Genomic DNA, 25,844 nt, shown 5'->3' on the forward strand with positions numbered 1-25,844 from the left:
TCGCGAATTCGCGACGTCAGATCTTCCTACCCCCGAATCGAGCAGTTCATGAAGACCTCCACCCCCTCCCAAGCCCGACCGGCTCGCTGGTTCCGCGTCGCTCGCGGACTCGGCATCGGCCTCGGCGTCGTTGTCGCGGCGACCGGAGTCTCCGCGTTCGCCAACGCTTCGCTGAACGCGACCGAGAGAGACAGCATCGCGCCCTACGGCCAGAAGGTGACGATCGCGGCGGGCGACATCAACGTCTACCGGAACGGCGGCACCGGCCCCACCATGGTGCTGCTCAGCGGCTACGGCACGCCGGCACCGGCGATCGACTTCGCGCCGCTCATCCGCGAGCTCGATGCCTTCGACGTGATCGTCGTCGAGGGGTTCGGCTACGGCTACAGCGACCTCGATGTCGGCGATCGGACCGTCGAGAACATCACCAGTGAGCTGCACGAGGTGCTCGCGGATCTCCAAGTGGATGAGCCCGTGATCCTCGTCGGGCATTCCGTTGGCGGAATCTATGCGCACTACTACGCCAACGCCTACCCCGACGAGGTGTCGGCCGTCGTCGGCATCGACCCGATGGCGGCCACTGCGTCGTCGCTCGAGGTCGGCACCCCGTCCGTCCTGGAAACCGCCACCGCGGCATCCGGCCTCTTCCGGTGGGTGACGCAGATCGCTCCCGACCTCATCCAGCCTCCGGGAACCGCCTACACCGCGGATGAGCGCCGTCGCACCGCCACGATGACCAACTGGACCTACGGCAGCCGCTCGACCGCCGACGAGTGGAGCCGCATCGGCGCCAACTCGACGAAGGCCGCAGCGCAGCCCTTCATGGCGGATCTGCCCGTTCTCGAGATCCTGTCCAGCGACAGCGTGAAGTACGACTCGGAGTGGCTGCCCAAGCACGAGGCCGAGCTCTCCGACGTCACGACGCATCAGCTCGAGGTGCTCGAGGGGGCCCACTACCTGCAGTGGACCCAGGCGCCGGCCCTGGGGCGGATCATCTCCGACTTCGTCGCCGCGCACGTCGGAAGCTGACCGGGACCTCTCCTCGATTGCCCTGTGCGGCGTACGTCATCCGTGACGTACGCCGCACACTCGACTCTCCGAGGTGTCTGGTCCGGCGTCGCATCACGCTGCGTGCCTGCGCCCACGGAACAGCAGATAGGCCGCGAGGCCCGCCCCGAGCAGCGCCACCGCCGCAGCAGCCACGAACGCTGCCTGGAATCCCGCGCCCACGTCCTGGCCCTGGCCGCTCGCAATCGCGGCGATCGAGCTGAAGGCGCTGACTCCGATGGCGCCGCCGATCTGGGAGCTCGAGTTCGCCAGGCCCGCGGCGAGACCGGATCGCGCGGCAGGAACGGCGGACGCGATGACCATCGTCGTCGGCGTGAAGCTCAGGGCGACCCCGGCCGCCGCCAGCAGCAGACAGGGAAGGACCTCCCAGCCGTAGCTGCTGCCCGTTGAGAGCCGCGCGAGCGCGAGGTGACCGATCGCCAGCAGCAGCAGGCCAACCAGCAGGGTCCGGCCGGCACCCAGTCGTCGGATCAGTCGAGGCAGCAGGAGGAGCGATACGACGAAACCGGCAACGGAGGTGGGCACCATCGCCAACCCGGAGATGCCCGGCTGGAGGAGGAGGACCTGCTGAAGGAACAAGGCCGTGAGGAAGAACGTCGACACCCGCGCCGCGCCCCCCAGCAGCCCGATGGCCACTCCGAGAGACGCCACCGGATCGCGCAGGAGGGGCAGCGGAATGATCGGATCCGCAACGATCCGCTCGATTGCGAAGAACGCCGCGGCGAGCCCGGCGGCGGCCCCGAACCAGAGGAGTGTCGGTACTGCGTTCCAGCCGTTGTCCGCGCCGGAGAGCACCGCGGCGATGAACGCGAGCGATGAGCCGGTGATCGCCGCTGCTCCCGGCGCATCGAAGCCCACGTGCAGGCGCTCCGACGCGGGCGCCGGCAGTCGGGAGGGTGCCAGAAGGACTGCGGCAATCGCGACGGGGGCCGTCACGAAGAACACCCCCTGCCAGCCGAATGCTGCCGTCACGAGCCCGCCGAGGGCGACGCCGAGCGCCCCGCCGGCTGCGGACGCGGCACCCCAGCCGCTCATCGCACGAGCCCGAGAGGTGCCGGGAAAGGTGTGCAGGATCAACGAGAGCGCCGCCGTGCTGAGCGCTGCCGCGCCGACGCCCTGGAGCGCTCGAGCGGCGATGAGCACTGCACCGTTCGGGGCCAGCCCGGCTGCGATCGTCGCCGCTGCGACGATGGCGGCGCCGACGAGGAACATCCGTCGTCCGCCGAAGACGTCGGCGGCGCGCCCCGCGAGGAGGAGGAGGCCGCCGAACGTCAGGAAGTAGGAGTTGACGATCCAGGCGAGTCCGGTCGGCCCCAGTCCGAGGTCGCGGCCGATGGAGGGCAGGGCGACGTTGACCACCGAAGAGTCGAGCATCACGAGGAACTGCGCCACGATCAGCAGTGCGAGCACTCCCCGTCGGTGGCGCGCTATCGGCGCGACGAGCACCGGCGTTGGTTCGAGCATTTCGGTACTCCGATCGACGAGCGACAGGAACAGCGCGGCAGGCCCTCAGCCTGCGATCACTGCCGTTCACTGGTCCTGCTCAACTCACTATGACCCCTGTCGTGATCGCGAGCACGAGCACGGCGGCGGCCACCCAGTCGGTGGCGGCGCAGAAGGGGGGCCACCATCGCGTGTTCGCCACGAACTGGGACCGGTGCTGCCAGTAGTCCTTCACCCCGTGTGCGGCGAGTCCGGCCACGATCAGCCAGGGCGGTCCGGTGATGCCGAGGGTGGCGATGACGACGAACGCCAGGGCGACGGCCACCTCGACGACGATCACTTTGGGGCGGCCGTCTGCCACGGCGAATCCGATGTAGATGGCGGCGATGAGGATCAGCCCGGACGCGTAGACGGTGGCTGCGGGCAGCCACCAGAAGCCGAGAGGCGAGGCAGCCTGGGCCAGGCCGGCGACCACGCCCGCGAGGACCGGCACGGACACGCCGCGCAGCCGTCCGTGCAGGCCGGCGGCAGCATTGTGAACAGTGCCGGCCGCGGTCATGGGGTGAACTGCGCGATCCGCTGCGCCCACCCTTGCAGACCGGGGCTGATCGAGATCCAGGCCGTCACCGTCGCGAAGGCGCACGACTCGGGGCCCCACCACCGCCGGCAGTCCGGCGGGCGCCGTGCTGAATACGCTCGGGTCGGTCACTGCTCTTTCCTTCCACGTCGAATCGCTGCGTCTCGTGTCGTCCCGACGAGGGGGTGCGGCGGTGAGGACTCCCGAGGGTCACCGAGAGGGCGGCCGGGAAGGTCCGGCGCGGGGCATGCCACGTCGTTCGGCGCAAGTCCGTGAGGATGCCTTCACGGTATGGCTCGCCCGGTGGCGCGCCTAGGACACGATGTTGACGATCTCGGCCACGACCCCGACTGGCGGCGCCTCCGGCCGAGACCGACGCGCGGCGGGGACCGCTCAGGCAGGCCCGAAGTGGAAGCGATGCTTGGTCGGGGTGGTGTTCAGCCGGCGCTGGAATGCGCGGTTCATCGTCTCGGGTGTGCCGAAGCCACAGCTGCGAGCAATCTGGTCCACGGGGCTCTGGGTCGTCTCGAGCAGGCGGCAAGCCGCTTCCATCCGCACCGCCTCCACATACTCCGCGGGGGTGGTGCCCACTTCCGCCTTGAAGAGTCGGCTGAACTGCCGCTCCGACAGGTGAGCGCGAGCCGACAGGACCGGGATGGAGAGGTCGTCGACCAGGTGTTCCGGCAGCCAGTCGAGCAGGTCGCGGATGGGCTCCTCGTTCGCCGATTGGGCGGCCAGGAGTGCCGAGAACTGGCCCTGCCCCCCGGAGCGACGCAGGTACACGACGAGGCGCCGCGCGACGATCGCGGCGGCCTTCCTTCCGTGGTCGTCGGCGACCAGGGCCAGCGCCAGGTCGATTCCGGCGGTGACACCGGCCGACGTCCAGACGTTGCCGTCCTGCACGTAGATCGAGTCGGGCTCGACCGAGACCTCCGGGTACTTCGCCTCCAACTCCGCGCACTCAGCCCAATGGGTGGTCGCGCGGCGGCCGTTCAGGAGGCCCGCGGCCGCAAGGAGGAAAGCTCCCGAGCAGACCGAGGTGACCCGTCGCGACTGTCCGGCCAGGCGACGGATGTTGTCGACGAGCTTCGTGTCGCCGGCCGCCAGGTCCATGTCGCGGCCGCCCGCCACCACGAGGGTGTCGATGGGACCGACGACCTCGTCGATCGGCGTTGAGGCGAACTCCAGTCCACTGGTCGAGAGCACCGAGCCACCGTGGGTGCTGACGATCTCGGTGGCATAGCGAGGTATCGGCAGGAATCGCGACGCGCTCGAGAACACCTCGAGCGGCCCGGTCACGTCGAGGATCTGAGCCGAGGCGAATCCGACGATCACGATCCGGGGTTCGATCACGGGTTTTCCTCTGGGGTCGACGTCGGTGGCCGAGATCGTCAACCTCGTGTCCTAGGTGGGCCAGCGTGCGGATCCTACCGTGGGGATGTCCCTCCGACCAGGAATCGAGCTGAAGTGCGTCCCCAACGCGGCACTGACTTCTGGTGGCTCTGGCTCCTGTTCGTCGCGGCCACGACGGCGGTCGTGATCGCCTTCGCGCGCTTCAGGAGCAATGAGCGGATCGCGGAAGCGATGGCTGCCGGGGCCGCGCGCCGACGAAGCGAACCAGGAACACCAGCGCCCGACTGAGCCGCAGAGAACCGGCGGGCTTGCGGACGTGCCACGTGCACATCTGCAGGTCCTTGCTGCGCCTGAAAGCGACCGTCCCCTCGCTCGTATCCCCGAGACCCGTCCCTGCCACACCACTGAACCTGGAGTACTCCCATGTCACCTGCCGTCCGAAACATCGGCCGAATCGCCCTCTCGACCTCGATCACCCTCGTTGCCTTCGCCGGGGCTGCCGTGGCCGGACTGGCTCAGCCCGGCCCCCCGCCCACGTCGCCGGGGGAGGCCGCCCCGGGAGGAGAGCGCTTCACCGGGTCCACCGCAGAGGGAAAGATCGTCGTCGCGGTGGTGCTCGGCAAGTCCGGCTCCGAGGCGGCCGACGTGCTCGCCCCGTTCGACGTGCTCGCCACCTCTCCCCGATTCGCCGTCTATACGATCGCCGACTCACAGGCCGCGGCGCCGCTCGATGGCGGGCTCTGGCTCACTCCCGACTTCACCTTCGCCGACGCGGCGTCGGGCGCGGCGCCGAGGCCGGACCTCATCGTCGTGCCGGCCGTGAACCTGCCCGCCGAAACAGCGGAGGAGGGGGCACGCAGCTTCATCGCCGGCCAGTACGCCGACGGCGTCCATGTGCTCGGAATCTGCGCCGGGTCCCGCCTGCTCGCCGCAGCCGGCATCCTCGACGGGCTCACCGCCACGTCACATTGGTCGCGCATCTCCGAACTCGAAGAGTCCAACCCGGCTGTCTCATGGGTCCGCGGGGAGCGGTATGTGCAGGACGGCCGGGTCACGACCACCGGCGGTGTGACCTCGAGCATTCCCGGGACGCTCAAGGTGATGGCCGACCTGGCCGGCGCTGCCGAGGCCGCACGGGTCGGGAAGCTCATCGACTACCCCGGCTGGACGCCCGACTCCCCGGCCCGCATGCCCAAGAAGACCTTCGGCCTCGACGACGTTCCCGTGCTGATCAACGCGGCCTTCCCCTGGGCCCGCCCGACCTACGACATCCGACTGGCGGACGGCGTGGACGAGATCGATGCCGCGGCACTCTTCGAGATGTACAGCTACTCACTGGCCGGCACCACGCGCGCCGTATCGGCCTCGGGGTCGGTCAGGACCCGCCACGGCCTGAACCTCCGCACCGAAGTGCTGGGCGAGTCGACCGGCGGCGAGACCCTGCAGGCCGGCGGCTTCACGAGCCGCAGCGGGAGAGGAGGCTTCGACGCCGCCTTCGAGCAGCTGGGACGCACCGCCGGCTCCTCCGTTGTGGAATCGGTCAGCAAGATGCTCGAGTACCCGATCGACCGGGTGAACCGCGACCAGCCTTTCGCGTGGCAGCAGTGGCGCTCGACAGCGCTCCTCGCCGCCGCGGCACTCCTCGCCATCGCTGCGGGCTGCCTCCCCCTCGTTGCGCGCCGGATCCTGCGCCGCAGATGAGCCGCGCGCCCTTCCCCGAAGTTCGGCCCACGACACGAAGGAGGCCCGCCGTGGCCAACCGACCGAAGACCGCGACACGGAATGTCGCTGCCTATCGTGCCCGCCTCTTCCGCGGCGTTCTCGAGTATCTCGGGATGGTCGCGGCGATGCTCGCGGGGATGGTCGTCCTCGGCCTGCTCCGAGACGTGGTCGCACCGGGTCCCGCCCTGCGCGCCGACCTCGAGACGATGATCATGGCCACCGAGATGGTGATCGGCATGGCGGCGTGGATGATCGCGCGACGCCACGCCTGGCGCGGCATCGCCGTCATGTCCGCCGCCATGTACCTCCCGTTCCTCGTCCTCGCCCCGCTGCTCTGGGTCGGCGCGATCTCCGCAGAAGCCCTCGGGATCGGTGGTCATCTGCTGATGCTCGTCGCGATGGCCCTCGCGATGCCGCTGACGCACCGAACGGGCCACGGGGCACAGCGGGCGCAGCACGAGGGAACAGCTCGCTGAGCCGACCCTCCTGTGGGTGGCTGCGGGTACCGTGCCTCTCGTGGCCGAGCCGATCCAGTCCTGGTGGGCACGCCGCCAGTTCTCCCGCGGGGAGCGCGTGCCCTACGCGGTGGGCACCTACCGGGAGGCATGGGCAGCGTTCCCCGTCCTCATCCGCCAGTACCACCCGGAGCTCAACGCCGGGATCACGCTGACGCAGATCCCCCCGGCCGCCGAGGTGCTGCTGCAATGGCAGTGCGACGCGGGGCACATCTTCGTGGCCACCCCCGAGGAGCAGCGGATGCGGCCCGGCCGCGAGCGGCGGAAGTCGTCGTGGTGTCCGAGTTGCTCGGCGATGGCGCGGCCTCGGCCGGTCCGGATGCCCGAGCCGGTGCCGGAGCCGGCACCCGGGCAGGAGTCGGCACCTGAACCGGAGGCGGAGGCGCCGTTCGCCCTTCTCGCCTCGGCCGAGTGGCCACCGGCCGCGTCCTCGCCTGCTGCCCCTCGCGCCGCGCCTGCCCGGGTTCGCCCCGCGGCGCGACGTCGCGCTCCCCGGCTCTGCCTGCGCACGCCCGAGCTGCCCACCGGGGAACCGTTCGTCAGCGACTGCGCTCCCAGGCCCGCGTCGGCGGCCGAGGGGCAGCTTCGGGCCGAGCTGGCGGGTCGCCTGGAGTGGACGCCGGGGTTCAACGCGGTCCGGCTCGGGCGGCCCTTCTTCGAGCACCTGGAGGCCTGGCCCGACATCCTGCTCCCTGAGCTGCGCATCGCCGTCGAGTACGACACGGTGGGCCGGCACGGCCTCGAGCACGTCGGCCACCGCGAGGAGGCGGACCGGCGCAAGGACCGCGCGGTGCGCGCCGCCGGCTGGGAGGTCGTCCGGATCCGGACCGGGCGCCTGGAGAAGCTGGGGCCGCACGATGTCCAGCTGAGTGGGCTGACCCGCGCGGCGTACCCCGCGATCCTCGACGAGTTCCGGGCCATCCGCGGGCCGTTCCTCGTCGACGCCTATCTCCGCTGACCCCGGTCTGCGTCGCCCCTGCCCCGCAGCCCTACCCCCGCAGGGCGGTGGCCTCGCTGACCCACCGAGCGTGCAGATCCCAGGGATCGTCGACGCCGGCCGCGACGGCACCGACATGCTCGAGAAGCTCCGGCGACCTGCGGAACCACTCGCCCCCGAGGCGGTCATCCGCGAACTGCGCATGCCGTCGCTGCTCGAGCCGGCGCCCGCCGCGCTCGAACCCGAGCAGCTCGTCGTGCCAGATGCGGCCGAACCGCTGCCGAGGGTTCCCGGTCGTGCCGATCTTCACCCGGTCGGCGTAGCGGAGGTAGTAGACCACGTCCACCCGGGGCGGCGGCAGCTCATCGTCGACAACGTCCCCGACGCGCCACTCGCAGATCCCGCAGATCCATCCCGAGGGGTAGCGGACGCCCGTGCGCGACCCGCACGCGCGGCACGGAGCGGGAAGCAGGTCGGCGAGACCGTCCGCGCGCAGCGCCCAGTCCGCCGCGACCGCGAGGTGCAGATCGCACAGGTCAAGGGGCGCGTCCGCGGCGATGACGCCGCCGCAGTCGCCTGCGAGACAGCGGCGCGAGTGCTGCGCCCGCTTCATCGTCGGCGGGGGCGCAGACAGGACGCGGTTGCCTCGGATACCGGACATGCGGATGTGCTCCCTCTTCCAGGAGCAGGGCCGGCCACCTGCCGACCCCGATCGTACCCAGTGAGGTCTGACGTTGCCCGGTGGTGCGGCGCCGGAAGCTACTTGAGCTGGCCCGACCCGTCCGCCGGCAGGACCGCCGGCGCCGCGGGCAGGGCGACCAGGGCGGCCGGGAGCCCGGTGCGGATCTCGCGGGAACGGCTGCCGGGCAGTACCGCGAGGACCAGAAGCACGGCGGTGGTGATGATCGCTGCCCCGATGAGTACGGGGATCACGGTGCTGGCGTGCTCGGCAGCGGCGCCGAGGGAGAGGAGGAGGAATCGCAGCAGCACGAGAAGAAAGCTATGGCCTCGCGGGCACCCTCGAAGGCCCCCCGCGTTACAACTAAGCAACGGTTCGCTGGGCCCCGCCTCGACCCCTGCTGAACGCCCTGCGGCGTGTTGTGCGCGGCTGTATCGAAGGCGCCCTGGTCAGCACGGCGAGCCCGCGACGAGCGCCTGGGCGGCGACGGCAACCCCGTTGACGGATTGCCGCTCGGCGACGAGCGTGGAGGAAACATGTGCGGATCTCCAGGAGGAACCATGTCGGTCAAGAGCAGCGTCGTCGTGATCACGGGAGCCTCGAGCGGCATCGGACGGGCCACGGCCCTGCGCTTCGCGAAGAAGGGCGCATCCGTCGTCCTCGCGAGCCGGCGCGAGACCGCTTTGCAGGAGCTCGCGGTGCGGTGCCAGGAGCTCGGCGGGTCGGCACTCGCCGTGCCGACGGATGTCTCGGACGCGGCGGCCGTGCAGGCTCTCGCCGATGCCGCGATCCGCAAGTTCGGCCGGATCGACGTGTGGGTGAACAACGCCGCGATCTCGGTGTACTCACCGTTCCTCGAGATGCCGCTCGACGACCTCCGGCGGGTGCTCGACGTGAACATCCTCGGCTACGTCTACGGGGCGAGGGCAGCGCTGCTGGAGATGACGAAGGAGGGTCGCGGATCGCTCATCAATGTGGCGTCCATCGTGGGCGAGATCCCGCAGCCGTACACCGCGGCGTACGGCATGTCCAAGGCGGCGGTGCGCGCTCTCGGAGTCAGCCTGCGCTCCGAGCTGTGGCTCGCCAAGCAGAAGAGGATCAAGGTCTCGACAGTGCTGCCGGCCACGATCGACACCCGCTTCTTCCAGCACTCCGCCAACTACACCGGCCGCAAGGTGGTGGCGATGCCTCCCGTCTATCCCGCGGAGCTCGTGGCGAAGGCCATCGTGGACCTCGTGAAGGACCCGAAGGACGAGGTGACCGTGGGCGCGCTGGGCAAGACGATGGTGAAGCAGCACCGGGCCGCACCGGGGCCCCTCGAGGCGCAGATGGCGGTGCAGGTGGAGAGGACGCACCTGTCCCGCACGGAGCCCGTCGCCGCCAACCCTGGCACGATCTACGAGCCGGCTGCGGACCCGGCGGACGCCACCGTCTCCGGGGGCTGGCACGGTGCCAGCCGCACCGCCCGACGGGTCGTCGTCGGTCCGCTGCTGCTCGCGGGCGGCGGAGCGCTCGCCTGGCGCGCGCTGGGGCGCCGCGGCGCTAAGCGGTCGTAGGGCGGGCGGCGGGCAGGGGTCGCGGCACCGCGGGGACCCCGACGAGAAGCGATCCCGCTGGCGCGTCGTGGAGCACGACGGCTCCCGCACCGACCAGGCAGTCGTCTCCGATGGTGATCGCGCCGAGCAGGGTCGCCCCCGCGCCGATGATCACCCGGTCGCCCACGGTGGGATGGCGCTTCACGTGCCGCAGCGTCGTGCCGCCGAGGGTGACCCCGTGGTACAGCGTGACGTCGTCGCCGATCTCGGCGGTCTCACCGATGACGACCCCCATGCCGTGATCGATGAAGAGGCGCCGCCCGATCCGGGCGCCGGGGTGGATCTCCACGCCGGTGAGGAAGCGGGCGAACTGCGAGAGCATGCGGGCGGGAAGCCGCAGGTTCCGCCGCCAGAGCCGTGAGGTCAGCCGATAGGCCCAGATGGCGTGCAGCCCCGGATAGGTGAGCCCGACCTCGAGGCGGCTGCGCGCAGCCGGGTCGCGGCGAAGGGCACAGGAGATGTCCTCGCGAACGCCCAAGTCAGTCGACGAGGTCCTGGTACAGCACCGTCGAGAGGTACCGCTCACCGAAGCTCGCGACGATCACGACGATGGTCTTTCCGGCGTTCTCGGGCCGCTTGGCGAGCTGCACCGCGGCATGCACGGTGGCGCCCGAGGAGATGCCCGCGAGGATGCCCTCCTCGGCGGCGAGGCGGCGTGCCATGGCGACCGACTCGGCGATGTCCACGTCGATCACCTCGTCGTAGACCGCGCGGTCGAGGATCTCGGGCACGAAGTTGGCGCCGATCCCCTGGATCTTGTGCGGACCCGGCTGCCCGCCGTTGAGGATCGGCGACTCCTTCGGCTCCACGGCGACGACGGTCAGGCCCGGCTTCTGCTCCTTGAGGTAGCCGCCGGCGCCGGTGATCGTGCCTCCGGTGCCGATGCCGGACACGAACACGTCGACGGCGCCGTCGGTGTCGTCCCAGATCTCCGGCCCGGTGGTGCTGCGGTGGATGGCGGGGTTCGCCTCGTTCTCGAACTGGCGTGCTCGCACGGCTCCCGGCGTGTTCGCCACGATCTCCTCGGCCCGTGCCACGGCGCCCTTCATGCCCTCGGAGCCGGGGGTGAGCACGAGCTCGGCACCGTATGCCTTGAGCAGCATGCGGCGCTCGGTGCTCATGGTCTCCGGCATCGTGAGGATCACCTGGTAGCCCCGGGCGGCGCCGACCATGGCCAGTGCGATGCCGGTGTTGCCGCTGGTGCCCTCGACGATGGTGCCGCCCGGCTTCAGCTCGCCGGACTTCTCGGCGGCGTCCACGATGGCGACGCCGATCCGGTCCTTCACGCTGGCCGAGGGGCCGTAGAACTCGAGCTTGGCGAGCACGGTGGCCTCCGCCCCGTCGGTCACGCGGTTGAGCCGCACCAGTGGGGTGGAGCCGAACGCCTCCGTGATGGACGAAAGGATGCGCGCCATGGGAATCTTTGCCTCTCAGGCCGTCGTGCGGGTACGGGGAGCGGTGCGGGGGATCATCAGCAGCGTCGTGATGCTGACGGCGATCAGCAGGATGGCGCCGATGGTGACGAGGGGGCCGAGCCCCGCTGCGGGGAGCACGAACATCGCGACGCCTGCTGCGATGGAGACGATACCGCTGACGTAGCCGAACCAGCGGGGCTTGATCGCGTTCCGGACCCCTGCGATCAGGTCGACGAGGCCGTCCGCGATCCAGCCGATGCCGATCACGATGGCGAGCACGACGAGGGCCTGGAACGGGTCGGAGAGGGCGAGGATCCCGGCGATGACGACGAAGACGCCGAGGGTGCCGCTGACCCAGCGCATGGGTGCGCTGTAGCCGTCGGCGATGATCGCGGTCACGATCCGGAAGATGCCTGTCGCGACGAGGAAGCTGCCGAAGAGGATGGCGACCGTGTAGAGCGTGGGGCCGGGGAGGACGAGTCCGATGACGCCCAGCAGCACCCCGATGGCGGCGACCGCGATGGTCTGCGAACGGTGCACGCGAGCGAGGAAGGGGGCGGTACCCGGCCCGGTGGGCGGGGTCGGCTCGGATGCCGGGGTGTAGAGCGGTTCGGTCATCGGAGACCTTTCCTCGCGGGGGCGTCGAACACGTGCCCCCTCAGTCTGTCAGGAGCAGGGCGGAAGCCGCGATCTTCCGATCAGAGGCAGGCGCGCGCGATCGCGGCGATGTGTCGGCTGTCGGTGCCGCAGCAGCCGCCCAGCACGGTGAGACTGGGCAGGACCGCCCGCAGCTGGGCCAGCTCTGCTGCCAGCTCGTCCGGGTCGCCGGAGTCCAGATCCGGCGCCTCGTCGAGCTCCGCATGACTGCGCCTCGACGCGTTGGGCCGGCAGCCGACGACGCGCGCTGCCCACGCCTCGCCCTCGATGAGGTCTTCGGGCAGGTGCTCAGGATGCGAGCAGTTGACGAGGTAGCCGAGCGGATATCCGCCGGTCGCAGCATCGACGAACTCGATCCCTTCGCGGAGCGAGTCGCCGGAGGCGAGCCGGCCGTCGGTCTCCACGGTGAAGGAGACGAGGATCGGCATGCCGGCGTCACGGGCGGCGAGCGCGACTCCCGCCGCCTCCTCCGGATAGTTGAGGGTGAGTGCCTCGATCAGATCGACCTCGCCTGCCGCGAACACCCGGGTCTGAGCCGCCGAGTACTCCCTGGCCTGCTCGATCCCCTGCCGCTCATCCGCCCGATACCCGTCGCCTCGGGGGCCGATGACCCCCGCGATCAGCACCGGGCTCTCTGCGGAGTCGTGCCGGTCGCGCACCCCGACCGCGAGCGCGATCGCGGCGGCATTGACCTCCTCGAACTCCGCACGCGAGTAGCCGAGGAGGCTGGTCCAGTCGGGGTTCGCCCGCCACGTCGCGGTGTCGAGCAGGAAGCCGGCGCCGGCCTCCGCTGCGAGCGACGCGAACCCGTCGTAGTACGAGGCGAGCCGGATGCGGCCCGCTTCGCTGCGCAGCAGCTCGCATGCGGCGAAATGCGGCAGGTCGATGCCGTCACCGAAGATCAGGGTCGTCTCCAGGCCACCATCGGTGAGCACCGGGCGGAACGCGCCGCCGATCGGCGGGGCACTGCGGTATCTCGCCATTGCTTCCCTCGTGGCGCAACGCGCCGGTCGCGGTCAGGCTATGCCCGGCTCGCGCTATCCGACAACCGGCTGTTCCGGCCGCCGGCGGGCGAATCGGTCGGTGGCGTCGATCAGGGCGTCGAGGATGCCCGGCTCGTCGTAGGCGTGGCCGGCGTCCGGGATCATCCGCAGCTCGGCCTCGGGCCAGGCGATGGACAGGTCCCACGCCGTCATGGGCGGGGTGCACACGTCGTACCGGCCCTGCACGATGACCCCCGGAATGTGCCGCAGGCGCGTCGCGTCGCGGATCAGCTGTCCCTCCTCGAACCAGCCCCGGTTCGCGAAGTAGTGGTTCTCGATGCGCGCGAAGGCCAGCGCGTAGCGCGGTTCGGCGAACTGCGCGACCACGTCCGGCCTCGGCAGGAGGGTGATGGTGGATGCCTCCCAGGTCGCCCAGGCGACCGCCGCAGGTCCATGCACGAGCGGGTCCTCGTCGGCGAGAAGGCCGGAGTAGGCCGAGATCATGGCGTCGCGCCGCTCCTCGGGAACCGGCTCCAGGAATCCCTGCCACAGGTCGGGGAACAGCGCTGCTGCGCCCCCCTCGTAGAACCAGTCGAGCTCCGCCTTGCGGAGCGTGAAGATGCCCCGCAGGACGAGCTCGGTGACCCGGTCGGGATGCGTCTCCGCGTAGGCGAGGGCGAGCGTGCTGCCCCACGAGCCGCCGAGCACGAGCCAGCGGTCGATGCCGAGGACCTCGCGCACCCGCTCGATGTCGCCGACGAGATGCCAGGTGGTGTTGGTGGCGAGGTCGGCGGCCGGGTCGCTCGCGTGCGGGAGGCTGCGCCCGCAGCCGCGCTGGTCGAGCAGGACGATGCGGTACCGCTCGGGGTCGAAGAGGCGGCGGTGATCGGGGCTGGTGCCTCCGCCCGGCCCGCCGTGCAGGAACACGGCGGGCTTGCCCTCGGGGTTGCCGGAGGTCTCCCAGTAGATCCGCTGACCGTCCCCGACGTCGAGGAGCCCGGAGTCGTACGGCTCGAGCGCCGGGTAGAGGGCGCGCATCTCAGGCGCTGACGGCCGCATCGCGCAGCGACGGGTCGAGCACGGCCGGCTCGAGGTAGATGACCCGTGCGACCGGCACCGCGGCTCGCACCCGGGCCTCGATGGCGTCGATGCGCTGCGAGACATCGGCCAGCGGCACCGTGGGTGCCATCGCCACCTTGGCGGCGACGAGCAGCTCGTCGGGGCCCAGGTAGAGGGTCTTCGCATGGATGATCGAGTCCACCTCGGGCCCCGCGGCGATGGCGGCGGTGATCTTGGCGAGATCGGCACGCGTCGCCCCCTCGCCCACGAGCAGGCTGCTCATCTCCATTCCGAGGATCACGGCGACCGCGATGAGCAGCACGCCGATGCACACCGTTCCGATGCCGTCCCAGATCACGTCGCCGGTCAGCCAGGAGAGGCTGACGCCGAGCAGCGCGAGCACGAGCCCGACGAGGGCGGCCAGGTCTTCGAGCAGCACCACCGGCAGCTCGGGCGCTTTCGCTCTGCGGACGAACTGCACCCAGGACTGGCCGTTCCGGAGCGGATTCGCCTCGTGCACGGCCGTCCGGAGCGAGAACGACTCGAGCACGATCGCGATCACCAGCACGAGCGCGGGCAGCCAGACATTCTCCAGCGGGTGCGGGTGGCCGATCTTGTCGACGCCCTCGTAGAGCGAGAAGACGCCGCCGACCGAGAACAGGATGATCGCCACGATGAACGCGTAGACGTAGCGGCTGCGGCCGTAGCCGAACGGATGCTCCGCAGTGGCGGCCCGCCGCGATCGACGGCCGCCCACGAGGAGAAGCAGCTGGTTGATCGAGTCGGCGAGGGAGTGCACTCCTTCGGCCAGCATCGAGGCGGAACCCGAGAAGAAGGCGGCGACGAACTTGGTCGCCGCGATGCCGAGGTTCGCGCCGAGGGCGGCCATGATCGCGCGGTTTCCACCGGAGGTGCTCATGAGGCCATTCTCCCGTGCGGCAGGGCCGCTTCGCTCGGCGCCGGCATCAGGGCGTGGCCGGGGCGAAGGTGTCGCACGCGGTCGGGCCGCCGTTGTACCCCGCGGTGAACCACTTCTGGCGCTTCTCGCTCGAGCCGTGGGTCCAGCTCTCGGAGTTGGCGGTGGTGCCCTGGATGCGGTCGTCGCCGACCGCCGCTGCGGCGCTGAGGGCATCGGTCAGCTGAGCGTCGGTGATCTGCTCGAGCAGCGGGTTGCCGTTGACGTCCTTGGTGCCCGCCGCCGCGGACGCCCAGGCTCCCGCGTAGCAGTCGGCCTGCAGCTCCACCCGCACCCCGTTGGAGGTGGGGCCGGTGTCGCCGTCCTGGGACCGCTCCAGCACCCCGGTGAGGCTCTGGATGTGATGCCCCCACTCGTGCGCGACGACGTACAGCTCGGCGAGCGGACCGCCGGAGGAGCCGTACTTGCTGCGCAGGTCGTCGTAGAAGGCGGTGTCGAGATAGATGGAGGTGTCGGGCGGGCAGTAGAACGGCCCGACCGCCGCGGTGGCGGCGCCGCAGCCGGTGTCCGTGGAGCCGTCGAAGGTGTACACGCCGGGGGTGGTGTAGTTGTCCGCCCCGACCGTTGCGGCGGCCCCGGCCCAGTAGTCGTCGAGCGAGGTCGCGGCGCCCACGACGAGGCACTCGACGTTGGCGTTCGCGTCGCTTCCGGTTCGGCACTCCTCCGGTGAGGTCCCCGGATCCTGCTGGGATGTCCCCGACCCTCCGCCGAGCAGCGGCGCAAGGCCGGTGAGGTCGATGCCGACCAGCTGGGAGATGACGACGAGGGCGATCGCACCGAGTCCGCCGCCGACGCCGATGCCTGTCGCGGTCCGCCTGCGGCGCTTGACCTTGCTCGGGTCCAGCCTGGCGTTGTCGTTGAACGTCATGCGTTCGACCGTACCGGCGCATCGAACACGCACCCGAGGGTTGACGGATGCTCGCCTGTCCCTGCCAGAGGCCGTTCACCCGTCCGGGGGTGCGCCGAGAGCGCGGACCGTCTGGATGGTGTCCGCCTCGGCCGCGGACTTGTCGTTCCGGTAGCGGAGGACCCGGGCGAACCGGAGGGCCAACCCGCCGGGATAGCGGCTCGAGCGCTGCAGGCCGTCGAACGCGATCTCGACGACCTGTTCAGGGCGCAGCCGCACGGTCCACCCGTCGTCCTCCTCCGCCAGTTCGCGGAACCGGGTCGTCTGCCAGGCGAGCATCTCGTCCGTCAGCCCCTTGAACGTCTTGCCGAGCATGACGAAGCCGCCGCTGCCGTCCCGCGCACCGACGGAGATGTTGGAGAGGAGCCCGCGGCGCCGGCCTGAACCGCGCTCCACGGCGAGCACCACGAGGTCGAGGGTGTGCCTCGGCTTGACCTTGACCCAGACGGCGCCTCGGCGGCCCGCCTCGTAGCCGGCTGCGGCATCCTTGACCACCACACCCTCCTGCCCGGCGGCGACCCAGTGGGTGAAGGCGTCCTGAGCGACGCGGGCGTCGGCGGTCACGACGCGCTCGACCACCTGACCGGCAGCGATCCGGTCGAGCACGGCGAGGCGCACGGCGAGTGGGGCCTCGAGGAGGTCGCGGCCGTCCACGTGCAGAACGTCGAAGAAGAAGGGGGTGAGGGTGACGGCAGCGGCCGCCTCGATGTCGCTCGTCGCGCTCCGCGCCGCGGTCTCCTGGAAGGGGCGCGGCCTTCCCGTCTCGTCCAGCGCGATCGCCTCGCCGTCGAGAACCGCGGACTGCATGGGCATCCGCAGCACGATCGAGACGAGCTCCGGGACCCGCTCGGTGATGTCGTCGAGACTGCGGGTGTAGACGCGCACGTCGTCGCCGGACCGGTGCACCTGGATGCGGATGCCGTCGAGTTTGGCGTCGACGACGACCTCCCGGCCGGCGAAACCGGCGAGGGCCGTGGCGATGTCGGGCGCCGAGGCGGCGAGCATCGGGCGGACGGGCCGTCCCACCGTGAGCCGGAACCCCTCCAGGGCGGTGCGGGCCGCGTCGGGGGACCCGGCGGCGAGGGCGGCCGTAGCGACCGGCTCCGTCGACCCGGCCAGCATCGCCGCGCGGCGGACTGCGGCCGCGGGCACTCCCACCGCCTCTGCCACCGCGTCGAGGAGCAGCGAGTCGAGGGCTCCTTGGCGCACCTCGCCGGCGATGAGGCCGCGGAGGAGCTTCTGCTCCTCGGCCGTCGCCGCTCCGAACAGCTCCGCGGCGCCCGCGGAACGGGCGGCGGCCGAACCGGGCCCGGCGAGGGCCGCGATCCGCTCGAAGGCGGCGTCGACGGCGAGCACCTCGAGCGACGGCCGGGCGGCGGGGCCCGGCAGGCCGGAGAGCGACCGCCAGCCGAGACCGGTGCGGCGCTGGCGCAGCTCGCCGGCGAGGTAGCGCGCGACGACGGGGATCTCCTGGGGCGCCGTCCGCAGGAGCAGGTCCGCGAGCAGGCGCCGCTTCGCGATCCGCGAGCTCGTGGCGGCGAGCGCAGAGGAGGTCGCGGCGACATCGGCGAGCATCATGTTCCCCATCCTGCCGACGCAGATCCGGGCGCACGACATCGACCTCCCTGTCGGAGCACGAGGCGCGCAGTCGGAAGATGCGAGGTGCTGCCTATGCCCCCGCCTGCCGGCGTCTCACTCCGGGGACGCGAGCACCTCGAGGAGGGCGTCGCCGTAGCGCTCGAGCTTGGCCTGGCCCACTCCGGTGATGCCCGCGAGCGCGCCGAGGTCCGCGGGACGGGAGGTGGCGAGTTCGCGCAGCGTCGAGTCGTTGAACACGACGTAGGCGGGCACGCCCTGCTCCTTCGCCTCGCCGGCCCGCCACTGGCGCAGCCGCTCGAACAGCGGGAGGGCGTCGGCCGGAAGATCGGGCGCGGCCGAGCGAGCGCTGGACCTGGACCGCACGGCGCGCTCCGGGTCCTTGCGCAGCTCGACGGTGCGCCCACCGGTGAGCACGCTGGGGCTGTCCGGCGACAGCACGAGGGTGCCGTAGCCGTCCTCGGTGACCCCGATGAGGTTCTGGGCGAGGAGCTGGCGCAGCACGCCGCGCCACTGCTGCTCGGCGAGATCGGCGCCGATCCCCCAGGTCGCCAGGTTCTCGTGACCGTGCTGCTTGGTGCGCGGCGTCTCCTTGCCGCGGAGGATGTCGATGATCTGACCGCCGCCGAACCGCTGGCCCCGCTCGCGGGACAGCCGGACCACGGTGGAGAGCAGCTTCTGGGCGGCGACCGTGCCGTCCCAGGTCTCGGGCTTGAGGATGCAGGTGTCGCAGTTGCCGCACGCCTCGGCCCCCTCCTGCCCGAAGTAGGCGAGGAGCCGGGAGCGGCGGCACCCGACGGTCTCGCAGAGCGCGAGCATGGCGTCGAGGTTGGCCTGCAGGCGCCGGCGATGTGCCGCGTCGCCCTCGGAGGAGTCGATCATGCGGCGCTGCTGGACGACGTCCTGCAGTCCGTAGGCGAGCCACGCGGTGGCCGGCAGGCCGTCGCGCCCCGCACGCCCGGTCTCCTGGTAGTACCCCTCCACCGACTTGGGCAGGTCGATGTGGGCCACGAATCGCACATCCGGCTTGTCGATGCCCATGCCGAAGGCGATGGTGGCGACCATCACGATGCCGTCCTCGCGGAGGAAGCGCTGCTGGTTCTTGGCCCGGACCCGGGCGTCGAGACCGGCGTGATACGGCAGGGCCGAGATGCCGGAGCCGGCGAGGAAGGCCGCAGTCTGCTCCACGCTCGCCCGGGAGAGCGCATAGACGATGCCGGCGTCGCCCGGGTGCTCGGCCCGGAGGAAGTCGAGCAGCTGCTTGCGCGGCTCCGCCTTGGGCACGATGCGGTACTGGATGTTGGGGCGGTCGAAGCTCGAGACGAAATGCGCGGCGTTCTCCAGCTGCAGGCGTCCGGTGAGCTCCTTGTGGGTCGCCTCGGTGGCCGTCGCGGTGAGCGCCATGCGGGGAACGCCGGGCCAGCGCTCGCCCAGGTCGCCGAGGGTGAGGTAGTCGGGCCGGAAGTCGTGGCCCCACTGGGCCACACAGTGCGCCTCGTCGATCGCGAGCACCGACAGGGAGTGCCGAGCGTGCACCGCATCGAGCATGCGCCGGGTGGACTCGAGCGCCAGCCGCTCCGGTGCCACATAGAGCAGGTCGACGTCTCCGTCGGCGAGCGCCGACTCGACGCGCGAGCGCTCCGCCGAGTCCTGGGTGGAGTTGAGGAACTCGGCGCGCGCCCCGACCGAGCGGAGCGCCTCCACCTGGTCCTGCATGAGCGCGATCAGCGGCGAGACGACCACTCCCACGCCCGGCCTGGCGAGGGCGGGGATCTGGTAGCAGAGGGACTTGCCCCCGCCGGTCGGCATCAGCACGACGGCATCGCCGCCGCCGGTGACGTGCTCCACGATGGCAGCCTGGTCGCCGCGGAACGCGTCGTAGCCGAAGACCGAGTTGAGGATCTCGAGCGGGTCCCGCACGAGTTCGATCGAAGGCATGCGGGCCATGCTAATCGGCTCCCCCGACGGCACGCCCGTCGGCTCTCGGACGGTGGGCGATCCGTGGCATGGACGCGCCGAGGAGGGGCGCATGCCAGGATGAGTCCGATGTCGGCCCTCCTCGCCGCGCTGTTCGGAGTGTCCGGCGCCCTCGTCTACGGCGCTGCCGACTTCTTCGGCGGACTCGCGTCGCGGCGGATCGGGGCCGTTCTCACCGCGGGGGTCGGCTCACTCGCCGGGCTCGTGATCCTGTTCATCGCGTTTCCCGTCTTCGGCGGACACTGGTCGGCGGATGCCGTGCTGCTGGGGGTGATCTCCGGGGTGGCGGGTGCCATCGCGCTCTGCCTTCTGTACGCGTGCCTCGCGCTCGGCCCGATGAGCGTCCTGTCGCCCATCACGGCACTCATGACGGCGATCGTTCCGATGCTGTGGGGTCTCCTGCGCGGCGAGCGCCTCTCGCTGCTCGGCTACGGCGGACTCGCCCTCGCGCTGGTCGCGATCGTGCTGGTCGCCTTCGTCCCGGAGAGGACGGCCGTCCGGGCGAGCGCCCGCGGCATCCTCATGGCGGTCGGCGCCGGCTCCCTCATCGGGGTCTTCCTGGCGCTGATCGATGCGACCCCGGACGACTCCGGCGTTCTCCCCCTGCTGTTCAACCGGGCGGTGAACGCCCTCATGCTGTTCAGCCTCCTGGGGCTGCTGGTCCTGCGATCGCGTGCGCGCGGCGGGCAGAGCGAGGGACGCGCTGCGGGAGGCATCCGGATCGCGGTCCTCTGCGGCTCCCTCGACGGCATCGCGAACGTCCTGCTGCTCGCGGGACTGCGGACCGGCGACCTGACGGTGGTGTCGGTGCTGACCGCCCTCTACCCGGCAGGGACGATCGCGCTCGCCGCCCTGGTGCTGCACGAGCGGATCGCCCGCGTGCAGGCGATCGGACTCGTCCTGGCGCTGGTGGCGGCGGCGATCCTCGCGCTGACGTGACGAAAGGGGCCGGCCGCCGAAGCGACCGACCCCTGCTCGGCGTCCGAGTCAGCGGTGCAGGAGCTCCGCGGGAACGTCTCCGCCGAGCGCGATCGAGGTCACTTCGGCGGTGATCTCCGCGCGGTCGAGGAGCTCCTCGAGCCGGCGGCGGCGGGACTTGGCGATGAGGGTCACGACCATGCCCTGCTTGCCCGCCCGGCCGGTGCGGCCGGAGCGGTGCAGGTAGGTCTTGTACTCCTCCGGCGCGTCGGCCTGGATGACCAGGCCGATGTCGTCCACGTGGATGCCGCGCGCGGCCACATCCGTCGCAACCAGCACCTTGACCCGGCCGCTGGTGAGCCGCTCCAGGTTGCGGGTGCGCTTGGCCTGGTTGAGGTCGCCGTGCAGGCTGGTGGAGGGCAGGCCGGCGTCGGACAGGTCCTCGGCGAGCTGCTCGGCGAAGGCGCGGGTGCGGGCGAACACGAGGGTGCGATCGGACGCGGCCGCGAGGTCGGTGAGAAGGCGCATCTTGTCCTTCTGGTCGATCAGCAGCACGCGGTGCTCGATGGTCGAGGACTCCTGGTCCTCGCCGGCGACCTCGTGCACCGACGGGTTCACGAGGAACTCGTCGACGAGGGTGGCGACGCCGCTGTCGAGGGTGGCGGAGAACAGCAGGCGCTGGCCGGCCTTCGGGGTGCGGCCGAGGATGCGCTGCACCGGCTCCAGGAAGCCGAGGTCGCACATGTGGTCGGCCTCGTCGAGCACGACGACCTCGATGTCGGAGAGGTCGAGGTGCCCCTGCTCGAGCAGGTCCTCGACGCGTCCCGGGGTGCCGATCACGATGTCGACGCCGCGGCGCAGGGCGCCGACCTGGCGGGCCTGGGGCACGCCACCGTAGATCTGGGTGGTGAAGAGCCCGACGCTGCGGGCGATCGGCTGGATGGTGCCGTCGATCTGAAGGGCGAGCTCCCGGGTCGGTGCGAGGATCAGGGCGCGCGGGTTGCGGCCCATTGCGCGCTTGACGCCACCGTTGCCACCCTTGAGGATGCGCTCCACGAGGGGCGCGCCGAAGGCGATCGTCTTGCCCGAGCCGGTTCGCCCGCGGCCGAGCACGTCACGACCGGCGAGCACGTCCGGGATGGTCGCGGCCTGGATGGGGAACGGCGCGGTGGCGCCCAGCTCCTCCAGAGTGCGGACGATGTTGGTGCCGAGGCCCAGATCGCCGAAGGTGACCCCCTCGACGTCGACCGCGTCGGTGGAGACCGCCACGAGACGGTCGAGGACCACGTCCTCGACGTGGTTCATCGAGCGGTCGGGACGCCCCGAGCCGCGGCTGTCGTACCGGCCGGCGCTGTTCTCGCGCTCGTGGCGCGCGGAGCGGTCGTCGCGATTGGAGCGGGGCGCCCGATCGTTCCTGTCGTCGCGGGGGCCGCGGTCGGTGCGGTCATAGCGCGGGGCGCTCTCCGTGCGCTCGTACCGAGGGGCGCTGTCCTGGCGCGGGGCGCGGTCCGCACGGTCGTACCGAGGGGCTCGCTCGTCACGGTCGAAGCGGGGGGCGCGGTCGCTCTGCTCCCGGCGGGGAGCACGGTCGTCCCGAGCGAAGCGGGGAGCACGGTCGTCCCGAGCGAGGCGCGGCGCCGCGGCCCGGCGGTCGTCCCGGGGCGCACGGTCGTCACGCTCGAGGCGGGGCGCACGGGTCTCACGCTCGACGCGAGGGGCACGGGCGTCCCGGTCGAAGCGGGGTGCGGCAGTGCGGCGGTCGTCGCGGGGGGCGCGGTCATCGCGGCCGTAGCGGGGCGCACGGTCGTCGCGAGGCGCGCGATCGTCACGGGGAGCATCGCGATACTCGCGGCGGGGACCGTTGCCGAAGGAGCGGCCGTCGTTGCGTCCCTCGGTGGAGCCGCGACGGTCGTCCTGGCGGGGCGCGCCGAAGCGGCGGGCCGGGGCGCCGCTGTCGCGGGTGCGGGAGGGGCGGTTCTCGGGCGGCGTCCAGTCGGGGCGGCCGTCGGTGCTCTCGGCGCGGCCCCGGGTGTCGGCGCGGCGGTCGGCGCTCCAGCGGCCCTTCGAGGGCGACTCGTCGGGGCGGTGGCCGCGGTGGCTGGGGCTCCGGCTGCCGGCCTTGGCACCGGAGCGCGCCGAGGACCCGGCGCCGGGCGTGCGGGCAGAGAAGGACTTGGGCATGGATGTTCCATTCGGGGAGGCCGCGAGGGCGGCAGGGCTGTCCCGAGCATCCATTGGCCGGGCCGATCGAGAGGATCGCCAGCGATCCGCTGGCGATGGACCGGCCCCGAGTGACACACACTTCACTACGCCGGAACACCGGCGCTCTCGTCACGAGCCGACCTCGTTACATTAGGCCCAACAGGCATCCGGGCGCACCTATTCCGCGAAATCGGCCCTTCTCCAGGCTGTTCTCCGCCGAAGACCGTGCGCTACGCGGACTCGGCGAGCGCCTGCTCCCGGCGCGCGCGGCGACGCTCGCGGGGGCCCTCGACCAGCGCGTAGAGCACGGGCAGCACGATGAGGGTCAGCAGGGTCGAGGAGGCGAGCCCGCCGATCACCACGAGCGCCAGCGGCTGCGAGATGAATCCGCCTCCGCCGGTCAGCCCGATGGCCATCGGCAGCAGGGCGAAGACCGTCGCCAGGGCGGTCATCAGGATGGGGCGGAGGCGCCGGGACGCGCCCTGAAGCAGCGCGTCCCGCACGGTCGCGCCGCGCTCCCGGTACTGGTTCACCAGATCGATGAGCACGATGGCGTTCGTCACGACGATGCCGATGAGCATCAGCACGCCGATGATCGAGGCGACGCCGAGCGGGATCCCGGTCGCCACCTGGAGCAGGATCGCTCCGGTCGCCGCGAACGGCACCGAGACGAGCAGCAGCAGCGGCTGCAGCAGGGAGCGGAACGTCGCGACCATGACGATGTAGACGATGAGGATGGCCACGAGCAGCGCGATGCCGAGCTGGCCGAAGGCGTCCCGCTGGTCGGCGCTCACCCCGCCGATCTCGGCGGTCGCGCCGCCGGGCAGGTCGACGCTGCTGAGCGCCTGCTGCACGGCCGCGTTCGCGGTGGTCAGGTCATCCGTCGCGGGCGTGACCGACACCGTGGCGCTGCGCAGGTTGTCGACGGTGGTGACCGTCGCCGGTCCCTCGACCACGTCGACCTTCGCGAGGGTGTCGAGCCGCACCGGCCCGAGCGGCGTGGGCACGTCGAGTGCGGCGAGCTGCTCGCGGGTGTCCGGTGCGTCTGCGGCGGCCAGATAGATGGAGTAGAGGTCGTCATCGATGGTGACCCTGCCGACGGTGGCCGGCAGCGTCGCCTGGGACACGAAGCCGGCGAGCGCCGACTCGGTGTAGCCGGCCGCGGCCGCATCCGTGCGGTCGATCGCGACCTCGAGGTAGGGCTGCGCCGCGGCGAGGTTGCTGCTGGCCTCCGCCACCGCGTCCAGCGGGCTCACGGCGTCGAGGATCGCCTGGGCGGCGGTCTCGAGGTCGCCCTGGCCCCCGGCGGTGATGTCGATGGCGATGACGCTCGAGGACCCGAAGCCGCTGGAGGCCTGCACCGAGAAGGTGCCGGCGGCGCCGCCGAGGGAGTCCAGCCGGTCGCGCACCTGCTGCTGGAGGGCGTCCTGGTCGGAGCCCTCAACCGTGGTGATCGAGTACACCGCCTGTGATCCGCTCCCGCCCCCGCCCCGGAAGGCCGCCGCGATGCCCCCGCCGCCTCCGCCGATGGAGGCCTGAACGGTCTCGACGCCGTCGATAGCCTGAAGCTCGTCCTCCACCCGGGACGCCGCTGCGGCCTCCACGTCGAGGCTCGTGCCGGGATCGAACTGCTGGGTGACGCTCAGCGTGTTCTGGCCGCTGGAGCCGAGGAAGTTCGTCTTCATGAGCGGCAGCAGCGCGAGCGAGCCGCCGAAGACGAGCGCGGCGACGAGGATCGTGACGAGCGGCCGCAGCAGGGTGGCCCGGAGGATCCGCAGGTAGGCGCGCTGCAGCCGGCTCGGGCCGGCTGGTGCGGCCGCGGCCACCGCCCTGGGGGCACGGCGGCCGTCCTTCAGCACCCAGTACGCGAGCACCGGCACGATCGTGAGCGAGACCAGCAGCGACGCGAGCAGGGCGATGGTCACCGTGAGGGCGAACGGCCGGAACAGCTCGCCGGTCGAGCCCTCGACGAAGGAGATGGGGAGGAACACCGTCACCGTGGTCAGGGTCGACGCGGTGACGGCCCCCGCCACCTCTCGCACCGCTCCGGCGATCGTGTCCACGCGGTTGCGGCCCGCCTCCTCGGGCGAGGAGAGGTGCCTCTTGATGTTCTCGAGCACGACGATCGAGTCGTCGACGACGCGGCCGATCGCGATCGTGAGCCCGCCGAGGGTCAGCAGGTTGAGCGAGTAGTCGGAGAACTGCAGCCCCACGAAGGTGATGAGCACCGAGGTGGGGATGCTGATCGCGGTGACGATCGTGGCGCGGACCGAGAGCAGGAAGACCAGGATCACGAGCACGGCGAAGACGAGGCCGAGGAGTCCCTCGGTGGCGAGCGACTCGATCGACTGCTCGATGAAGGGCGCCTGGTCGAACACGATCGTGAACTTGGGATCGCCCACGGCGGCCCCGAGGCCGGGCAGGGCGGCGCGCACCGCGTGCGACACCTCGACCGTGTTCGCCCCCGGCAGCTTCGTGACGCCGATCGTCAGCGCCGGCTCGCCGTTCACCCGGGACAGGCTGGTGATCGGGTCGTTCTCGAGCTTCACGGAGGCGACGTCGTCGATCGTGGTCGCCCTCGTCGCCCCGACGAGCGGAAGCCTCGCCACATCTCTCACCGAGGCGAGCCGGGTCCCCGCCTGGACCGACAGGGTCTGGCCGTCCTGGGTGAGGGCGCCGGCGGGCACGAGCACCCCGCTCGACTGCACCGCCTCCCGGACAGCCTGGACCGTCACGCCTCGCGCGGCGAGCTCGTCCGGTTCCGGTGTGATCGTGATGCGCTGCCCCGGGGCACCCGACACCGTCGCGGCGCGCACGCCGTCGAGGTCCTCGAGCTGGGGCACGACGACGCGACGGAGGTCGGCCGCGAGCGCCGTCACATCGTCCCCGCCGGTCACCGCGACCTGGAGGACCGGGAAGTCGTCGATGCTGCCGCTCAGCACCTGAGGGTCGAGGTTCTCGGGCAGCGAGGAGGAGATCCGGTTGATGGCCTGAGCGATCTTGTTCTCGGTGGAGGGCAGGTCCGTGCCATAGGTGAAGGAGGCGGAGACCACGCTGCGTCCGGTGCTGGAGGTGGCCGAGGTGGACTCCAGTCCCGCGATGCCCTGGATGGCCTGCTCGATGGGGATGCTGACGCTTCCGTTCACCACCTCGGGCGACGCCCCCTGATAGGTGGTCACCACAGCGAGCCGGGGGAACGAGATCGACGGGATCAGCTCCTGCTTGAGCGCGGTGAGCGCGATGCCCCCGAAGACGGCCGCAACGA

Annotated in this window: 22 protein-coding genes; 6 read left to right on the forward strand and 16 right to left on the reverse strand. The window is 71.4% G+C overall.

What is annotated here, in order from left to right:
• The first annotated feature begins 48 nt into the window (after positions 1–48).
• Positions 49–1,029, forward strand: coding sequence for an alpha/beta hydrolase (locus tag JWR33_RS09910; protein WP_297411555.1), 981 nt, complete (start codon positions 49–51; stop codon positions 1,027–1,029).
• A gap of 93 nt (positions 1,030–1,122) precedes the next feature.
• On the opposite strand, the gene JWR33_RS09915 is transcribed toward JWR33_RS09910, so the two are convergent.
• From JWR33_RS09915 to JWR33_RS09925, 3 genes are all read right to left on the reverse strand, one after another.
• Complete coding sequence (locus JWR33_RS09915; protein ID WP_297411557.1) at positions 1,123–2,532, reverse strand: MFS transporter; 1,410 nt, start codon at positions 2,530–2,532, stop codon at positions 1,123–1,125.
• A 79-nt stretch (positions 2,533–2,611) separates the two neighbouring features.
• The gene (locus JWR33_RS09920; RefSeq protein ID WP_297411559.1) at positions 2,612–3,220 is read right to left on the reverse strand and encodes a hypothetical protein; all 609 of its coding nucleotides are present in this window, start codon (positions 3,218–3,220) and stop codon (positions 2,612–2,614) included.
• A gap of 261 nt (positions 3,221–3,481) precedes the next feature.
• Positions 3,482–4,441, reverse strand: coding sequence for a helix-turn-helix domain-containing protein (locus JWR33_RS09925; RefSeq protein ID WP_297411561.1), 960 nt, complete (start codon positions 4,439–4,441; stop codon positions 3,482–3,484).
• A gap of 423 nt (positions 4,442–4,864) precedes the next feature.
• Between JWR33_RS09925 and JWR33_RS09930 the strand changes: the two genes are divergently transcribed.
• The 3 genes from JWR33_RS09930 to JWR33_RS09940 are packed head-to-tail and all read left to right on the forward strand — an operon-like array spanning position 4,865 to position 7,636.
• Positions 4,865–6,142: a DJ-1/PfpI family protein gene (locus JWR33_RS09930; RefSeq protein WP_297411563.1), complete on the forward strand. Its 1,278-nt coding sequence runs from the start codon at positions 4,865–4,867 to the stop codon at positions 6,140–6,142.
• A gap of 50 nt (positions 6,143–6,192) precedes the next feature.
• Positions 6,193–6,639 (forward strand): hypothetical protein, encoded by a 447-nt coding sequence (locus JWR33_RS09935; RefSeq protein WP_297411565.1) that lies wholly within the window; start codon positions 6,193–6,195, stop codon positions 6,637–6,639.
• Between the two features lie 40 nt (positions 6,640–6,679).
• Positions 6,680–7,636, forward strand: a complete 957-nt coding sequence (locus JWR33_RS09940) for a zinc-ribbon domain-containing protein (protein WP_297411566.1) — start codon at positions 6,680–6,682, stop codon at positions 7,634–7,636.
• A gap of 31 nt (positions 7,637–7,667) precedes the next feature.
• On the opposite strand, the gene JWR33_RS09945 is transcribed toward JWR33_RS09940, so the two are convergent.
• Positions 7,668–8,228 carry a GIY-YIG nuclease family protein gene (locus tag JWR33_RS09945; RefSeq protein WP_297411592.1) on the reverse strand — a complete coding sequence of 187 codons (561 nt, stop codon included), beginning with the start codon at positions 8,226–8,228 and terminating at the stop codon, positions 7,668–7,670.
• Between the two features lie 146 nt (positions 8,229–8,374).
• Positions 8,375–8,605, reverse strand: a complete 231-nt coding sequence (locus JWR33_RS09950) for a hypothetical protein (protein ID WP_297411567.1) — start codon at positions 8,603–8,605, stop codon at positions 8,375–8,377.
• A gap of 249 nt (positions 8,606–8,854) precedes the next feature.
• On the opposite strand from JWR33_RS09950, the gene JWR33_RS09955 reads away from it, so the two are divergent.
• The gene (locus JWR33_RS09955; RefSeq protein ID WP_297411569.1) at positions 8,855–9,850 is read left to right on the forward strand and encodes an SDR family oxidoreductase; all 996 of its coding nucleotides are present in this window, start codon (positions 8,855–8,857) and stop codon (positions 9,848–9,850) included.
• Here the strand turns inward: JWR33_RS09955 and epsC are convergent.
• The 9 genes from epsC to recQ all read right to left on the reverse strand — a co-directional run bounded on the left by epsC (position 9,837) and on the right by recQ (position 19,420).
• On the reverse strand, positions 9,837–10,367 hold the full coding sequence (gene epsC, locus JWR33_RS09960; RefSeq protein ID WP_297411571.1) for a serine O-acetyltransferase EpsC: 531 nt from the start codon (positions 10,365–10,367) through the stop codon (positions 9,837–9,839). The two genes, JWR33_RS09955 and epsC, sit on opposite strands and share 14 nt — an antisense overlap.
• Before the next feature lies 1 nt (position 10,368).
• Positions 10,369–11,304 carry a cysteine synthase A gene (gene cysK / locus JWR33_RS09965; RefSeq protein ID WP_297411573.1) on the reverse strand — a complete coding sequence of 312 codons (936 nt, stop codon included), beginning with the start codon at positions 11,302–11,304 and terminating at the stop codon, positions 10,369–10,371.
• Positions 11,305–11,319: 15 nt separating this feature from the next.
• On the reverse strand, positions 11,320–11,922 hold the full coding sequence (locus JWR33_RS09970) for a DUF308 domain-containing protein (RefSeq protein WP_297411575.1): 603 nt from the start codon (positions 11,920–11,922) through the stop codon (positions 11,320–11,322).
• A gap of 80 nt (positions 11,923–12,002) precedes the next feature.
• Positions 12,003–12,944 (reverse strand): homocysteine S-methyltransferase family protein, encoded by a 942-nt coding sequence (locus tag JWR33_RS09975; RefSeq protein ID WP_297411577.1) that lies wholly within the window; start codon positions 12,942–12,944, stop codon positions 12,003–12,005.
• 54 nt (positions 12,945–12,998) lie between these two features.
• Positions 12,999–13,982 (reverse strand): prolyl aminopeptidase, encoded by a 984-nt coding sequence (pip, locus tag JWR33_RS09980; RefSeq protein ID WP_297411579.1) that lies wholly within the window; start codon positions 13,980–13,982, stop codon positions 12,999–13,001.
• Between the two features lies 1 nt (position 13,983).
• Positions 13,984–14,922 carry a cation diffusion facilitator family transporter gene (locus tag JWR33_RS09985; protein WP_297411581.1) on the reverse strand — a complete coding sequence of 313 codons (939 nt, stop codon included), beginning with the start codon at positions 14,920–14,922 and terminating at the stop codon, positions 13,984–13,986.
• Between the two features lie 46 nt (positions 14,923–14,968).
• Positions 14,969–15,847, reverse strand: coding sequence for a neutral zinc metallopeptidase (locus tag JWR33_RS09990; RefSeq protein ID WP_297411583.1), 879 nt, complete (start codon positions 15,845–15,847; stop codon positions 14,969–14,971).
• A gap of 75 nt (positions 15,848–15,922) precedes the next feature.
• Positions 15,923–17,464: an ATP-dependent DNA ligase gene (locus tag JWR33_RS09995; RefSeq protein ID WP_297411585.1), complete on the reverse strand. Its 1,542-nt coding sequence runs from the start codon at positions 17,462–17,464 to the stop codon at positions 15,923–15,925.
• Positions 17,465–17,578: 114 nt separating this feature from the next.
• On the reverse strand, positions 17,579–19,420 hold the full coding sequence (gene recQ, locus JWR33_RS10000; RefSeq protein WP_297411586.1) for a DNA helicase RecQ: 1,842 nt from the start codon (positions 19,418–19,420) through the stop codon (positions 17,579–17,581).
• Positions 19,421–19,528: 108 nt separating this feature from the next.
• Here recQ and JWR33_RS10005 point away from each other — a divergent pair, with 108 nt between their 5' ends.
• Entirely contained in the window at positions 19,529–20,398 is an 870-nt protein-coding gene (locus JWR33_RS10005; RefSeq protein ID WP_297411587.1) for a DMT family transporter, read from the forward strand.
• Between the two features lie 48 nt (positions 20,399–20,446).
• Here JWR33_RS10005 and JWR33_RS10010 read toward each other — a convergent pair whose 3' ends face one another.
• Entirely contained in the window at positions 20,447–22,558 is a 2,112-nt protein-coding gene (locus JWR33_RS10010) for a DEAD/DEAH box helicase (protein ID WP_297411588.1), read from the reverse strand.
• Positions 22,559–22,809: 251 nt separating this feature from the next.
• Positions 22,810–25,844: efflux RND transporter permease subunit (locus JWR33_RS10015; RefSeq protein WP_297411589.1), on the reverse strand; the 3,035-nt coding region annotated here is incomplete at its 5' end.

It is taken from the genome of Naasia sp. (genome assembly GCF_025465545.1).
In the GTDB taxonomy this organism is placed as follows: Bacteria; Actinomycetota; Actinomycetes; order Actinomycetales; family Microbacteriaceae; genus Naasia.